Source organism: Brevundimonas sp. (assembly GCF_051860745.1).
Classification (GTDB): domain Bacteria; phylum Pseudomonadota; class Alphaproteobacteria; order Caulobacterales; family Caulobacteraceae; genus Brevundimonas.
Genome location: NZ_JBHYDN010000017.1, coordinates 19,059 through 32,922, shown reverse-complemented (window position 1 = coordinate 32,922; position 13,864 = coordinate 19,059). Strand labels below are relative to the sequence as shown.

Here is a 13,864-nt window from a genome sequence, read left to right as displayed (position 1 = left end):
GCGGGATGGATCCGATCAGTTTCAAGCGTCACCGCTTTCCGGCGGCCGTGATCGTGCAGGCGGTGCGCTGGTATTTCCGGTTCACGCTCAGCATTCGTGACGTCGAGGAGTTGATGGGCCGAACGCGGGATCGAGGTCAGCCGTGAGGCGATCCGGTGCTGGGTGATCAAGTTCGGCCCTCTGATTGCCGCCAACCTGCGCCGGGCGAGTTCACGCCCTACCGGCCGTTGGCGCCTCGATGAGGTCGTCGTGAAGATCGGTGGCCGGCGAATGTATCTGTGGCGCGCTGTCGATGACGAGGGCGAGGTGTTCGACGTTCTGGTCCAGAAGCGCCGGAACAAGCAGGCGGAGCTGAAGCTGCCGCGCCGCCTCTTGCGCAACAGCGGGATCCATCCGGAGGCCATCGTCACCGATAAGCTGGCCTCATACCGGGCGGCGATGAAGGTGCTGAAACTCCAGGCCCGTCACCGCCCCGGCGGAATGCGGGAGAACAATCGCGCCGAGAACTCGCACCTCGTGATCCGACGACGAGAACGCAAACAGCAGAAGTTCAAATCCCAGGGCTCAGCCCAGCGTTTCCTCTCCAGCCACGGTCCGATCTGCAACGCGTTCAATCTCCAGCCCCATCTGATGTCCCGAGCCGGCCTCCGCTCCCTGCGAGGTCTGGCTGACAACGCCTGGGCGGCGGCAACCCAAGCTGCCTGAATGGGGGAAGGGGAGGGGCGCTTTGCGGGCCAAACGACTTAACTTGTCAGTACCACATCCACCCATCACGAAACGACGGGGTCTGGAGAGAAGCGGACCTATTCGGAGTCATCCGCGAGCTCGGCATTCAGCGCTGACGCCAGTTCGAAAAATCGTCTGCGGACGCCGGCCGCGTAGGGATTCGCGCTCTCGATCGCCTCAAAAACCTCCGGCGCATCGTGGCGAACCAGGTTCACGGCCTCGAGCAGCAGATCAAAGCTCTTCGTGGTCATGCGCTTCGGCAACGGCTCCATCTGCACCAATACCTTGGCGATGAGATGGGTGAGCCCCTGGACAGTCGCCGCTTCGCGATCATGGTCCTCAGGCGTGGTCATGATGACGTTCAACCCGAGTTGATGCCGGAGGAACGAGGCCAGACGGTAGTGGCCGCGACCCCGGACCGGACACACGGCGATCTTCAGGCCTGCGATGCCGTCGCGCGCGCTCTGCGGGCCAAACAGCGGGTGCGTAGCCACGATCTGGGCATGCTCGGGAAGCCCGCGCTTCATGATGTCGGCGGGGGCCAGCTTCACCGATCCCACGTCGAGTACGAGCGACCCGGGCTGGATGTGTGGAGCTACGGCGTTGACGATCGCCTGCAGGCGTCCGACGGGCGTGGCGAGCACGACCACCGGGCAGCTCGCTGCCCTCTCAAGGCTGGTGAGCGCAACACCATGACCTTCGGCTATCAGCTGGAGACCAGGGGCTGGATCGTACGCACACAGCCGAAAGTGCGGGCGAATGTGGCGTGCGATGAGCTGCCCAAAGGCGCCGAAGCCTATGATGCCGACGTTTGAGCCAGGCTTGGTATCGTTGCCGTTTGGCATGGACTGACCTCTGCAAGCTGCGACGCCGGAGCCGTCCTTCCGGAACTTATCCGCTGGCCGGGCAGTGATTAAACGACGAAAGCAAACCCGCCGCCATGACAGCGGCGCGTAATACAGGCGGCCGCGACGGATATCGCCGTGGAAGAGCGTGAACCCTTCAGGTCGGCCCTCGGCTGGGGCGCCCTAGTGGATGGCGGGGCGACCGTCGAGACGCAGCGGGACGAGATTACGCGCCGGCTCGATGGCGCGCGCCGCGCCGATATGGCCCGTAGGCCGGAGCGACCCCGGCGCCGATAATTCCGCGTCCGTGTTTGACTCATGACGGCGCTTCGGAATGTCTGACTAGCGACACGCGTTTCGGGCTACATTGTCAGGCGACCGCACCCCCGAGACGATGCAAGCGCTGGTGACGGAGACCGTCACTAAAGGTCTGCAGTCGATCGCGGTGGCCAATTTCAGCGAGAGCCATCCGAGGGTCGGTCCACTGACAGTACCCTGCACTCGCGAAGCGCGCAGCCCGGCGATGAGCACAGGCCGTAAGGTTCTTAGCTAACCAAACGGGGACCGACGGGTCCGCGCGCTTTAGTCAGACACAGGTCGCCTCGGCATCAAAGAGCCTCTCCCTCCGCCAGTCCGGATGTGTGTCAAATATTGGGAACCACTCCACAACGCTTTTTGCGGCCCCGAGAAAGCTTGCGATCCACGACGGTTGTTTGAAGGGTACATTGCCAACGCCCGGCCGCACAGTCAGAAGTCGAACAGAGGCCTCACCAGTTGGATGACCGCCAACAGCAGGATCAGAACGCCAATTAGTCCGGCGAAGGGCTTAGCAGGCAGGATGCGAGCGACGCGGGCGGCCAACGGCGCGGCGATGACCCCGCCCGTTATCAGGCCCAAAATGGCTGTTCCATATTGTCTCAGGTCCTCAAGATCTCGCCCGTGCCCTGCCAGCAAGGCCACGATGAAGGTGGTTGAAACGGCCACCGCGACAAACGCCTCCGCTGCATTCCCCGACCCCACGGCTTGACGCGGGGGCTCGCCCACGATCACCAGAGCGGTCGTCACGGTCGGGCCCCAACCTCCACCGCTCAAGGCATCGAGAAAGCCGCCCACCAGCCCAAGCGGGAGAGCGGCTCTGGCGGCCACGTGGCGAAGCCGAATTTCCCGGGCGGATCGGACGAGGATGGTGAGCCCCATCAGGGCCAGCCAACCGAGCACCCAAGGCTTGATCAGGGCGCCGTCTACCGAGGTCAGGAAAACGCCGCCAACGACCCCGCCAACCACGCCGCCAACGGCGAGCGGCCAGAACAGGGACCAGCGGACATTTCTCTCTGCAAAGTGGGAAAGGGTTGACGCCGTCCCGGTAAACATCTTCGCGGTATGGATGCTGGCTGAAACGACCAACGGCGGCGTGCCCAAGCTAAGGAGCAGGGTGGAAGAGATGACGCCGAAGGCCATGCCCAGCGCTCCGTCGACGATCTGGGCGGCGAACCCGACCGTCGCGAACAGCAGGAAATCCTGCATTCAGACGACCGCCCTATTGGGTGTCAGCCAGTCCGGCGTCGGCAGGCCGCGCGCCGACAGATACTCCACGTTGAACAGCCGCGAGGCGTAACGGATCCCCGGATCGCACAGCAGGGTGACGATGGTCTTGCCGGGACCCAGCTCGCGGGCGAGACGCGCGGCGCCGACCAGGTTGACGCCGCTCGATCCCCCTAGGGACAGGCCTTCCTCCCGAACCAGATCGAAGAGAACCGGCAGGAATTCCGCGTCCTCGACGCGGTAGGCATGGTCGGGCGTGAAGCCTCCGAGATTGCCGGTGATCCGGGCCACCCCGATGCCCTCGGTGACGGATGAGCCTTCGGACTTCATCTCGCCGCGGGTGAACCAGCTGTGGAGAGAGGCGCCGGCCGGGTCGGCGAGGGCGACCTGAATTCGCGGGTTCCGTTCCTTGAGAAAATTCCCGACGCCCGACAGGGTGCCGCCGGAGCCGACGACGCTGACGAAGCCGTCGATGCGGCCGTCCGTCTGCTCCCAGATCTCCGGACCCGTTCCCTCGTAGTGGGAGAGGCGGTTGGAGAGGTTGTCGAACTGGTTGGACCAGAAGGCGCCGTTCGGAAGCCCGGCGTCGAGCTCGCGGGCCAGACGGGCCGAATGATGGACGAAATGGCCGGGGCTGGAGAAGGGGGCCGCGTCGACCTCGACCAGCCGCGCCCCCAGCGCCCGCAAGGCCAGCTTCTTTTCTTCCGACTGGGTCCGCGGCATGACGATGACGGCCGGATGACCCAGGGCCGCCCCCACCAGGCTCAGGCCGATCCCGGTGTTTCCGGCGGTGCCCTCGACGATGGTTCCGCCGGGGCGCAGTTCGCCGGACGCCCGCGCCCTCTGGACGATGGACAGGGCGGCGCGGTCCTTGATCGACTGGCCGGGATTGAGGAACTCGGCCTTGCCCAGGATTTCGCATCCGGTCGCCTCCGACAGCCGGTTCAGCCGGAGCAGCGGGGTCTGACCGATCAGGTCGATGACGGAACGTCGAAGCGTCAAGGGATGTCTCTGGGAACGGAGGACGGTGGAAGTCAGCCGACAGCAAGCGCGCGGCGACCCAGATGTATACCGCATTCGGTCTTGGCGGCGCCGGACCAGCGGCCGAAGCGAGCGTCTTCGCCTCCTTCGACCGCCTGCGTACAGGGCCAGCAGCCGATCGAGGGATAGCCTTGAGCGACGAGAGGGTGCCCCGGCAGGTCCTCGGCGTCGTACCAGGCCTGGAGCCGTTCCGCCGACCAGTCGTGCAGCGGGTTTATCCTGATGCGGCCCTCGAAGCGTTCGAAGGGCTGGAGGCTCGCGCGTTCGGCGGTCTGGCGCTGTTTGCGGCCGGTGATCACAGCGTCAATACCGGCCAAGGCCCGATCGAGGGGCCTCACCTTGCGAAGGTCGCAGCAGGCGTCGGCGTCGGTGCGCCACAGGTCGTCGCGGGGATCGACCTCGGCGCGCTCCCTGGCATCGGGCGTGACCAGCCGGATGTCGCTGAGGCCCAGACGCTCGGACAGCGCCGTCCGGTAGGCCAGGGTCTGCAGGAAATGCATGCCGGTCTCGAGGAAGACCACCGGCGTGGATGGGTCGATCCGGGCGACCAGCGACAGCAACACCGCCGCCTCCGCGCCAAACGAAGAGAGGACCGCGGGCTTCAATCCGAGGGAGGGGTCCAGCGCGGCGCGGAGAATGCTCTCGGCGTCGGCGCCGCGGGTCTGGAGGTTCAGTCTTTCGACCAACGCCCCGGGCGTCCGGGCCAGTCCGCGGCGCCGCCAGATCGGGACCGCGCGGTCCTCGACCGGCTGATAGGTCGCGCTGAACGCCGCGTCCATCCGCTGCCAGGCGGCGAGGTCCGCCCCGGCGCCCAGGACCACGCCGTCGAAGCCGGAGCGGCGCAGGTGACGGGCCTGGTCGGGAAGCAGGTGGCCGTCCGCGATCAGCCGTCCGCGATAGCCACGCTCGCGCAGCACCGCGGCCAGTGAGAACCCGCGCCCGTCGCGGAAGGCGTCGAACTCCAGGACCAGGACCCCGGCGTCCAGGGCGGCCGCCTCGACCTCCTTCAGCGGGGTCGCCACGGGCAGCCGCGCGCCGTCGGGAGCATTCTCAAGCCACTGCATCGGCCGTCCCATAAATCGCGTCCCGGAACGGATCGGCGCCGAGGCGGCGCACGGCCTCCAGGAAGGTTTCACCCTCGCGCCGGACCTCCAGATAACGGTCCAGCGCCCGACCGAGCGCCGGCGCCACCTCATCGGCAGCCAGGCTGCGACCCACGATCTCGCCGAGGGCGGCGGTTTCGTCCGCCGAACCGCCGACGGTGATCTGGTAGTATTCCTCGCCCTTCCGATCGACGCCCAGCACCCCGATGTGGCCGACATGGTGGTGGCCGCAGGCGTTGATGCAGCCGCTCATATTGACCCGGATCGGGCCCAGCCGTTCCTGATAGTCGAGGTCGCCAAGCCGCTCTGACAGGGCCTGGGCGACGGGGATGGAGCGGGCGTTGGCCAGGCTGCAGTAGTCCAGTCCGGGGCAGGCGATGATGTCGGTGACCAGATCGGCGTTCGGCGTCGCCAGACCGGCCTCGGCCAGCCGCCGCCAGATCTCGGGCGTGTCGTCCAGCCGGACGTGGGGCAGGACCAGGTTCTGCTCATAGGCCGCGCGCACCTCGTCGAAGGAAAAGCGCTCGGCTAGGTCCGCGACCAGATTCATCTGGTCGGCGGTGATGTCGCCCGGAACGCCGCCGACCGGCTTCAGCGAAATGATCACCGTGGCGTAGCCCGGCTGGCGATGGCGGCGGACGTTGTTACGGGCGAAGCGGGCGAAGTCCGGGTCGGCCAGCGAGGCCCGGTCGAAGGCCCCGCTCGTCCTCGGCAGGTCCGCGAACGGCGGCGGCGCGAAATAGGCGCGGATCCGGGCGACCTCCTCGTCGGGGACCCGCAGGTCCTCGCGCCGCAACGTGGCGAAATGGCGCTCGACCTCCTCGCGGAAGGCGTCGATGCCGATCGAGGCCACAAGGATCTTCATCCGGGCCTTGTGAATGTTGTCGCGACGCCCGAGCAGGTTCCAGCTGCGCAGGATGGCGGTGAGATAGGCCAGCAGATCCCGCTCCGGCACCGCCGGCGCGATCTCCTGGGCGATGTGGGGGGTCCGCCCCTGGCCGCCCCCGGCGAAGACCCGGAAGGCCGTCCCGCCATTCTCGCCGCGAACGATCTGGAGGCCGACGTCATGGGTGCGCATGGCGGCCCGATCCTTCGGGGCCGCGATCACCGCGATCTTGAACTTGCGCGGCAGGAAGGAGAATTCCGGATGGATGGTCGACCACTGGCGCAGAATCTCGCACCACGGCCGGGGGTCCTCGATCTCATCGTCCGCGCAGCCGGCGAAGACGTCGGTGGTCACGTTGCGGATGCAGTTGCCGGAGGTCTGGATGGCGTGCATCTCGACCTCAGCCAGCTCCGACAGGATGGCGGGCACGTCGCTGAGCGCCGGCCAGTTGTACTGGATGTTGGTCCGGGTCGTGAAATGCCCGTAGCCCTTGTCGTAGACGCGGGCGATATGGCCAAGGCGGCGCAGCTGGCGGCTGTTCATAGTCCCGTAGGGCACCGCGACGCGCAGCATATAGGCGTGCAGCTGCAGATAGACGCCGTTCATCAGACGCAGGGGTTTGAACTCATCCTCGGTCAGGCTTCCCGAGACCCGGCGCGCGACCTGGTCCCGGAACTCCTCGATCCGCTCGCGCACCACGGCCGTATCGAACTCATCGTACCGGTACATCAGGGGCGCCCCAGGCTATGGCCGACCGTGGGACCTTGCGAGCGAATGAGCTCCTTGAACCGGTCCCGGCCGGACGGGCGGCCGTCGTCGACCTCGACGAGGTAGGGATTGACGAAGGTCGCAGGATTCCCGGTCGCCAGCGACAGGGCGGCGTCGGCGGCCTCGCCATCGAACCGGCCCGCCCGGTCAAGAGCCTCGACCGGGTCTCCCGACGGGTCGGCGTAGATCACCCGGCCGTCGGAGAGGCGGTTGGCGGTCACGATCTTCATGCCGCCGCCTCGCGCGCCATCGTCTGCGGTTGGGCCCAGGCCGCCACCTCGCCGACGATCAGGAGGGCCGGGCTGACCACCCTCTCGTGGGCCACCAGCCGGGCCAGGCCGCCGAGTTGTCCGGTCACGACACGCTGGTCGGGACGCGAGCCGTTCTCGATCACCGCGACCGGCGTGTCGGCCGCCCGGCCTGCCTCGAGCAGACCCGCCTGGACGGCCGCCGCGCCGGCCACGCCCATGTAGACGGCCAGCGTATGGTTGGGCGCCGCGAGCGAGGCCCAATCGGGCCCGGCGCCGCCCGGCCGGGTCTCTGCCGTCACGAAGCTGACCGCCTGGGCCTGGTCGCGATGGGTCAGGGGAACGCCTGCGGCCGCCGCGCATCCCAAGGCGGCGGTGATACCCGGAACGGCGATGACGTCGATCCCGGCGGCCCGCATGGCCTCGAGTTCCTCGCCCCCTCGGCCGAACACGAACGGGTCGCCGCCCTTCAGGCGCACAACGCGATGCCCGGCCCTGGCCTCGGCGATCATCAGGGTCGCGATCTCGGCCTGCGGAACGGAGTGCTCGCCCCTCCGCTTGCCGACGTAGATCCGGCGCGCATCGCGGCGCGCGCGGTCCAAAATGGCGGCCGGCGCCAGGCGGTCATGGATGACGACGTCGGCGTCCTGCAGGGCGCGTAGCGCCTTGAGCGTCAGCAGTTCAGGATCGCCCGGGCCGGCGCCAACCAGATGCACGACGCCCTGCACCCGATCAGGGCGATTCAGCAGGCGCAGCATCTCCCTGCGCGCCTCCGCCGTTCGCCCTTCAACCGCAAGGTCCGGGGCCGCGCCGCGGAAGGCGGCCTCCCAGAACCGGCGGCGCGCCGTGAAGTCGGGCAGGGTCGCCCTGACCGTCTCGCGCAGGCCTTCGGCCAGGCGGGCGAGGCGATCCAGACCTTGGGGCAGGGCGGCTTCGACGCGCGCGCGAACCTGGCGGGCCAGCACCGGGGCTACGCCCCCCGTGGCGATCGCGATCACCACCCCGCCCCGGTCGATCAGGGCGGGGGTATGAAAATCGCTCAGTCCGGGCTGGTCGACGACATTGACCTGGGCGCCGGACGCCCGCGCCAGACCGGCGAGGGCGGTCGCCTTCCCGGGGTCAGAGACGGCGATAAAGACCAGTCTGGCGCCGGACAGATCCTTGGCGGTCGGCCAGCGCGCGATCCATGCCTCGTCAGGCTCGACCTCCGGACCCGCGAACCATCGCAGCGTCGCACCCGACCCGTCGAACAGCCGCGCCTTGGCGGCGGCGGCGTCGCCCGCGCCGACCACGACGACCGATGTTCCCGGCAAGGGAATGGAGGCGAGAAAGACGCGCATGGGCTCACTCCCGGCGCTCTGACGGCCGGATTTCCGTTTCAGACGTACATCCGGCGGCAGGGGCCAACAAACGAGATTGTCTTTGCCAGCTTATTAGGATTTCTATCAGCCATGGCCCGAACCCTGTTGCCCCTGAACTCCCTGCGCGTCTTCGAAAGCGCCGCGCGGCACCTGAGTTTTTCGCGGGCGGCGGAGGAGCTGGCCGTCACCCCCGGCGCCGTCAGCCAGCAGATTCGGCAGCTCGAGGAGATCATTCGCGCGCCCCTGTTCAAGCGCGAGGCCAAGGGACTGCAGCTGACCGACCTGGGCCGCTCGTCCGCGCCGCTGGTGGCCGAGGGCCTGGACCGGCTGCGCGACGCCTCCACCCTCATGCGCGAGCCGCCACGGCGGCGTCAGGTCTCGATCAGCGTCGCCCCGTCCTTCGCCTCCAAATGGCTGATGCCGCGTATGGACGACTTTCACCAACATCATCCCGAGGTCGAGGTCTGGGTGTCAGCGGACATGGAGCCGGTCGCCTTCGACCAGGGCCAGATCGACCTCGCGATCCGCTACGGCCCCGGCAACTATCCGGGTCATGTGTCGGAGCGACTGCTGATCGAGAGCGTCCTTCCTGTCTGCGCGCCGGCGCTGATGCACGGACCCAACGCGATCCGGTCACCGGCGGACCTGGTCCATCATGTGTTGCTGCATGACATGTCCGGCGATGCCGATCCGGGCCGGCCGGACTGGCCTATGTGGCTGATGGCGCGCGGGGTCCGCCATGCCGACGCAAGGCGCGGATCCCGCTTCAACCAGTCGGCCATGCTGATCGAGGCGGCGGTCGCCGGCCGCGGCATCGCCCTGGCCAAGCGAACCCTGGCCCAGGCGGACCTGGCGGCGGGGAGGTTGGTCGCGCCCTTCCATGACGGCAGCGCTGTGGTCGGCTTCGCCTATCATATGGTGCACCCGAAGGACCGGCCGCTGTCTCCCAGCGCGAAGGCCTTTACCGACTGGCTGAGAAAGCAGGCTGCGTTCCACGAGACCGGGTTGGATCAGCTCTAGGAGGCCGTTCGCAGTTTTTCTGCAGGGGGGCGGCAGAAGAAGTCGTTGGCGCTCCGGCGGCGCAGTTTCCTATGGCGAAGTCCCGTCTTGAGGATCGCCATGACCGAAACCCTTGCATCCGCCCCTGCCGCCGCCGCCGCTTGGCACGAACCCCGCATCCTGTGGACCCGGCGCTGGACCGACCGGCTGTTCAGCTTCGCGGTCGAAAGGCCCGAGGGGTTCCGGTTCCGCTCCGGCGAGTTCATCATGCTGGGCCTTGCCGCCCCCGGTGGCGCGGGCAAGCCCATCTTCCGGGCCTATTCCATCGCCAGCCCGAACTGGGCCGATGAGCTGGAGTTTTTTTCGATCCAGGTGCCGGACGGCCCCCTGACCTCGCGGCTTGGCCAACTGGTCGCCGGAGACCGGATCTTGTTGGGGCGCAAGCCCACGGGCACGCTGGTGCTGGACGCCCTGACCGGCGGCCGACGGCTGTTCCTGATCGCCAGTGGAACCGGCCTGGCGCCCTGGCTGAGCGTACTTCGTGATCCGGACACCTGGGAGCGGTTCGATCAGGTCGTCGTGACCCATACGGTGCGCAAGGTGCAGGAGCTGGCTTACCGGACCTTCCTGAAGCGCGATCTCTTCGACGATCCGCTGGTCGGCGACCTCGCGCAGGGGCGACTGTTCTATTATCCGACCGTCACGCGCGAGCCGTTCGAACGGCCCGGCCGCATCACCAGCCGCATTGCGAGCGGCATCCTGTTCTCGGATCTGGGTCTCAGCTCCGGCTTCGACCCGGCGACCGACCGCGCCATGTTGTGCGGATCGACGGCAATGATCCGCGAGGTGGCGGCCTTGCTGGAGCAGGCGGGGCTCGCGGAGGGCTCGAACGCAGCCCCCGGCGACTATGTTCTTGAACGGGCCTTCGTCGGCTGAGTCTTCAGAAAAACTATCACCCTCTCCCAGATCAAATCGTTCGACGCCAAAGGTGTGGGTGAGGTTTGAGTAGGGGTATTCACGAGGCTTTCATGACCCTTGCCGCACCGCTCAGTCGTCGATCCGACCCCTTGTCCGACCCCCTTGCGCCCACCCGCCGCCTGTCGCCCCATCTGCGGCGTCTGGAGGCTGAGGCGATCGAGATATTCCGGGAAGTCGCGGCCACGGCGCGCAACCCGGTGATGCTGTACTCGATCGGCAAGGATTCAGGCGTACTGTTGCACGTCGCCGCCAAGGCCTTCTATCCTGCTCCACCGCCATTCCCGCTGCTCCATGTCGATACGACCTGGAAATTCCGCGACATGATCCGCCACAGGGACACGGTCGCCGAGACCTATGGCGTCCGCCTGTTGGTCCACGTCAACCAGGATGGCTTGAGACGGGGCGTCAGTCCCGTCGCCTCGGGCTCGTCGCTGCACACCCAGGTCATGAAGACCGATGCGCTGAAGCAGGCGCTGGACCTGCACGGCTTCGACGTGGCCTTCGGCGGGGCCCGGCGCGACGAGGAGAGAAGCCGGGCCAAGGAGCGGATATTCTCAGTCCGGGGCCCCGGTCACACTTGGGACCCCCGCCGCCAGAAGCCCGAACTGTGGAAGCTGTGGAACTCGGCGCTCCAGCCCGGCGAATCCCTGCGGGTCTTTCCCCTTTCGAACTGGACCGAGCTCGACGTCTGGGAATACACCCGGCTCGAGGCCATCCCCGTGGTTCCGCTCTACTTCTCCGCCCCCCGGCCCGTGGTCGAGCGGGAGGGCGCCCTGATCGTGCGCGACGACGACCGCCTGCCGCTGCGGGCCGGCGAGGTCCCGCAACTGCGCCGCGTGCGGTTCCGCTCGCTGGGCTGCTACCCGCTCTCGGCCGCCGTCGAGTCCGACGCCGCCGATATCGACTCCGTCATCGCGGAGCTGCGGTCCAGCCGCGCCTCCGAGCGTCACGGCCGGCTGATCGACGCGGACGAGACCGCCTCGATGGAGCGCAAGAAGCGTGAGGGCTATTTCTGATGGACGGCGAAGTCGTGGCCCTGTCCCGGGTCGTCTCCGACCCTGCGGCGCGCGATCATCTGCGGTTTTTGACCTGCGGTTCGGTCGATGACGGCAAGTCCACCCTGATTGGACGTCTGCTGCATGACACCGGGCAGGTCGCGGACGACCAGCTCGCCGCCCTCGAGCGCGACAGCCGCCGTTTCGGGACGGCGGGAGATGAGCTGGACTTCGCCCTGCTGCTGGATGGTCTCGAGGCCGAGCGCGAACAGGGCATCACCATCGATGTCGCCCATCGCTACTTCTCGACGGCCCGCCGCAATTTCATCGTCGCCGACACGCCCGGCCATGAGCAGTACACGCGCAACATGGCGACGGGCGCGTCCGGGTGCGACGCCGCCGTCATTCTCGTCGATGCCACCCGGGGCCTTACGGCCCAGACCGAACGCCACAGCCGCATCGTCTCCCTGTTCGGCATTCGACACGTCATCCTGGCCGTGAACAAAATCGATCTGGTGGAAGACGCTCGCACGGTCTTTGAGTCGATCGCCGCCGCCTATGCCGCCTTCTCGGCGGACCTCGCCTTCCGGTCCGTCACCGCCGTGCCCATCAGCGCGCGACATGGCGACAACGTCGTGCGACGGGGCGGGCGGCTATCGTGGTTCGAAGGGCCGACGCTGATCGACACGCTCGAAGGCCTGCCCGTAGAGGACAACCGCCTGTCGCGGCCGTTCCGCTTTCTCGTGCAGTACGTCAACCGCCCGGATCCCGCTTTTCGCGGCTATGCCGGAACGGTGGCGTCGGGATGCGTCCAGGCCGGCGACCAGATCATCGTCAGCCCTTCGGGCAGACTGGCGACCGTCTCTCGCATCGTGACCTGGGAGGGAGACCGCCTGTCCGCCGAGGCCGGCGACGCGGTGACCTTGGTGCTGAAGGAGGAGGTGGACGTGGCCCGTGGCGACGTTCTCGCCTTGCCCCACGCCCGGCCCGCGTCGGTCGAACGGTTCTCCGCCAGCCTGCTGTGGATGGACGATCGGCCGTTCAACCCCGCCCGCGCCTACAGGATCCGCATCGGCGGCCGGGCCTCGCCGGTGAAGGTCGTGCTGGCCGGGGCCGGGGCTGGCGACGCCGCGGGCCTGGACCTGAACGAGATCTCCGTGGCCGAACTCACGCTGCCGGCGCCCGTCGCCTTCGATCCGTTCGAGGATGATCCCGCCATGGGCGGTTTCTTTCTGATCGACCGGGAAACCGGCGCCGTCGCCGCGGCGGGCGTGGCCCAGGCCGCGCTCGGCCAGACCGGACACATCTACCCGACCGCCGCGGCCGTCTCGCGGCGCGACCGGTCTCGCCTGAACCGCCACGAAGGCGGCGCGATCTGGCTCACGGGACTGCCCGGTTCGGGCAAGTCGACGATCGCGGCGACCCTTGAGCGCAAGCTCCACGCCCGGGACATACGAACCGTCCTGCTGGACGGCGACAATCTGCGCCACGGCCTGAACCGGAACCTGGGCTTTTCGCCAGAGGATCGGGACGAGAACGTCCGCCGCGCGGGCGAGGTGGCGCTCCTGTTCGCCGAGGCCGGGGTGATCAGTCTCTGCGCCTTCGTCTCGCCCAGCGTCACCGCGCGCCAAGCCGTCCGTGAGCGCCTTGCCGCGAACGGCTTTCTCGAGGTCTTCGTCGATGCACCCTTGGACGCCTGCCGCGCGCGCGACCCCAAGGGCTTGTACGCCCGGGCCGACGGGGGCGTCATCGCCGACCTGACCGGCGTCGGCACGTCCTACGAATCGCCCTCCGACCCGGACCTGGTGCTCGATACGCTCGCGCTCACCCCCGAAGCGGCGGCCGACCAAGTCATCGCCCTGCTCGAAGACCGCCGGTGGATTCCGGTCGCCTGATCTGAATCGAGGCCCCTGCGCCGGGGCGGGGCCCGGTTGCGCCGGTCGGCGCCGTGGATGACAACGGCCGATAGCGTCTGAGCCGGAGCCTTGCGACGCATCGGGAGCGTGATCGGGCGCTTGCCGTTCGCGCTCTCGACGTCATGGGCGACCGATCCTTCACAATGGCATCCGGCGCATCATCGATCGCGCCCGATCTCAATCAGGTTTGAGGGTCCGGGCCGAACGAGCGGGGTTCCGGCCGGACCCGCATGGGATCGTTCGCGAGGGTCCCGCGACGCCGACGAACATGGGCCACAAGGCCGCGCAGGTCGGCCTCGGCGACGCCGTCACGCGCCATCAGCTGCTGGACGATCGGATCATCCAGCATCTGGTCGAGGGTCAGTTCGTGCTCATGCATCTCTGGTCTCCATCGGTTCGCCTGTGACGGGGAGATGGGCGGACCAGATGGGCGCGCCAGAGGCGCGGTGGCGATTT

The 13,864-nt window shown here is 67.9% G+C and carries 12 protein-coding genes and 1 pseudogene; 5 read left to right on the top strand and 8 right to left on the bottom strand.

All coding sequences use genetic code 11. The annotated features are described in order from the left end of the window. Nucleotides 1-5 precede the first annotated feature (5 nt). Nucleotides 6-705, top strand: a pseudogene (locus tag ACTIEW_RS14275) (IS6 family transposase). A gap of 98 nt (nt 706-803) precedes the next feature. Here the strand turns inward: ACTIEW_RS14275 and ACTIEW_RS14270 are convergent. The 7 genes from ACTIEW_RS14270 to cysG all read right to left on the bottom strand — a co-directional run bounded on the left by ACTIEW_RS14270 (nt 804) and on the right by cysG (nt 8,499). Beyond that, entirely contained in the window at nt 804-1,571 is a 768-nt protein-coding gene (locus ACTIEW_RS14270) for a prephenate dehydrogenase/arogenate dehydrogenase family protein (RefSeq protein WP_439478569.1), read from the bottom strand. A 747-nt stretch (nt 1,572-2,318) separates the two neighbouring features. Beyond that, the gene (locus ACTIEW_RS14265; RefSeq protein WP_439478568.1) at nt 2,319-3,095 is read right to left on the bottom strand and encodes a sulfite exporter TauE/SafE family protein; all 777 of its coding nucleotides are present in this window, start codon (nt 3,093-3,095) and stop codon (nt 2,319-2,321) included. Next, on the bottom strand, nt 3,096-4,115 hold the full coding sequence (locus ACTIEW_RS14260; RefSeq protein WP_439478567.1) for a cysteine synthase A: 1,020 nt from the start codon (nt 4,113-4,115) through the stop codon (nt 3,096-3,098). Between the two features lie 32 nt (nt 4,116-4,147). Further along, the gene (locus ACTIEW_RS14255; protein ID WP_439478566.1) at nt 4,148-5,218 is read right to left on the bottom strand and encodes a phosphoadenylyl-sulfate reductase; all 1,071 of its coding nucleotides are present in this window, start codon (nt 5,216-5,218) and stop codon (nt 4,148-4,150) included. Further along, nucleotides 5,205-6,872: a nitrite/sulfite reductase gene (locus ACTIEW_RS14250; RefSeq protein WP_439478565.1), complete on the bottom strand. Its 1,668-nt coding sequence runs from the start codon at nt 6,870-6,872 to the stop codon at nt 5,205-5,207. The genes ACTIEW_RS14255 and ACTIEW_RS14250 overlap by 14 nt, the downstream gene beginning before the upstream one ends. After that, nucleotides 6,872-7,141 (bottom strand): DUF2849 domain-containing protein, encoded by a 270-nt coding sequence (locus tag ACTIEW_RS14245; protein WP_439478564.1) that lies wholly within the window; start codon nt 7,139-7,141, stop codon nt 6,872-6,874. The genes ACTIEW_RS14250 and ACTIEW_RS14245 overlap by 1 nt, the downstream gene beginning before the upstream one ends. Continuing rightward, nucleotides 7,138-8,499 carry a siroheme synthase CysG gene (gene cysG / locus ACTIEW_RS14240; protein ID WP_439478563.1) on the bottom strand — a complete coding sequence of 454 codons (1,362 nt, stop codon included), beginning with the start codon at nt 8,497-8,499 and terminating at the stop codon, nt 7,138-7,140. The genes ACTIEW_RS14245 and cysG overlap by 4 nt, the downstream gene beginning before the upstream one ends. Before the next feature lie 111 nt (nt 8,500-8,610). Between cysG and gcvA the strand changes: the two genes are divergently transcribed. The 4 genes from gcvA (at nt 8,611) to cysC (ending at nt 13,387) form a co-directional block, all read left to right on the top strand. Beyond that, nucleotides 8,611-9,540 carry a transcriptional regulator GcvA gene (gcvA, locus tag ACTIEW_RS14235; RefSeq protein ID WP_439478562.1) on the top strand — a complete coding sequence of 310 codons (930 nt, stop codon included), beginning with the start codon at nt 8,611-8,613 and terminating at the stop codon, nt 9,538-9,540. Between the two features lie 99 nt (nt 9,541-9,639). Further along, nucleotides 9,640-10,455: a ferredoxin--NADP reductase gene (locus ACTIEW_RS14230; RefSeq protein ID WP_439478561.1), complete on the top strand. Its 816-nt coding sequence runs from the start codon at nt 9,640-9,642 to the stop codon at nt 10,453-10,455. 92 nt (nt 10,456-10,547) lie between these two features. Beyond that, nucleotides 10,548-11,513 (top strand): sulfate adenylyltransferase subunit CysD, encoded by a 966-nt coding sequence (gene cysD / locus ACTIEW_RS14225; protein ID WP_439478560.1) that lies wholly within the window; start codon nt 10,548-10,550, stop codon nt 11,511-11,513. After that, a complete protein-coding gene (gene cysC, locus ACTIEW_RS14220; RefSeq protein ID WP_439478559.1) occupies nt 11,513-13,387 on the top strand; it encodes an adenylyl-sulfate kinase in 1,875 nt (624 codons plus the stop codon). The genes cysD and cysC overlap by 1 nt, the downstream gene beginning before the upstream one ends. A gap of 202 nt (nt 13,388-13,589) precedes the next feature. Here the strand turns inward: cysC and ACTIEW_RS14215 are convergent, their stop codons facing one another. After that, the gene (locus ACTIEW_RS14215; RefSeq protein ID WP_439478558.1) at nt 13,590-13,787 is read right to left on the bottom strand and encodes a hypothetical protein; all 198 of its coding nucleotides are present in this window, start codon (nt 13,785-13,787) and stop codon (nt 13,590-13,592) included. Nucleotides 13,788-13,864 lie beyond the last annotated feature (77 nt).

Bases quoted from the DNA above. Each gene is read 5' to 3' on its own strand.
- ACTIEW_RS14270 (WP_439478569.1), bottom strand. From the start codon at position 1,571: ATGCCAAACGGCAACGATACCAAGCCTGGCTCAAACGTCGGCATCATA.
- ACTIEW_RS14265 (WP_439478568.1), bottom strand. From the start codon at position 3,095: ATGCAGGATTTCCTGCTGTTCGCGACGGTCGGGTTCGCCGCCCAGATC.
- ACTIEW_RS14255 (WP_439478566.1), bottom strand. From the start codon at position 5,218: ATGCAGTGGCTTGAGAATGCTCCCGACGGCGCGCGGCTGCCCGTGGCG.
- ACTIEW_RS14250 (WP_439478565.1), bottom strand. From the start codon at position 6,872: ATGTACCGGTACGATGAGTTCGATACGGCCGTGGTGCGCGAGCGGATC.
- ACTIEW_RS14245 (WP_439478564.1), bottom strand. From the start codon at position 7,141: ATGAAGATCGTGACCGCCAACCGCCTCTCCGACGGCCGGGTGATCTAC.
- cysG (WP_439478563.1), bottom strand. From the start codon at position 8,499: ATGCGCGTCTTTCTCGCCTCCATTCCCTTGCCGGGAACATCGGTCGTC.
- gcvA (WP_439478562.1), top strand. From the start codon at position 8,611: ATGGCCCGAACCCTGTTGCCCCTGAACTCCCTGCGCGTCTTCGAAAGC.
- ACTIEW_RS14230 (WP_439478561.1), top strand. From the start codon at position 9,640: ATGACCGAAACCCTTGCATCCGCCCCTGCCGCCGCCGCCGCTTGGCAC.
- cysD (WP_439478560.1), top strand. From the start codon at position 10,548: ATGACCCTTGCCGCACCGCTCAGTCGTCGATCCGACCCCTTGTCCGAC.
- cysC (WP_439478559.1), top strand. From the start codon at position 11,513: ATGGACGGCGAAGTCGTGGCCCTGTCCCGGGTCGTCTCCGACCCTGCG.
- ACTIEW_RS14215 (WP_439478558.1), bottom strand. From the start codon at position 13,787: ATGCATGAGCACGAACTGACCCTCGACCAGATGCTGGATGATCCGATC.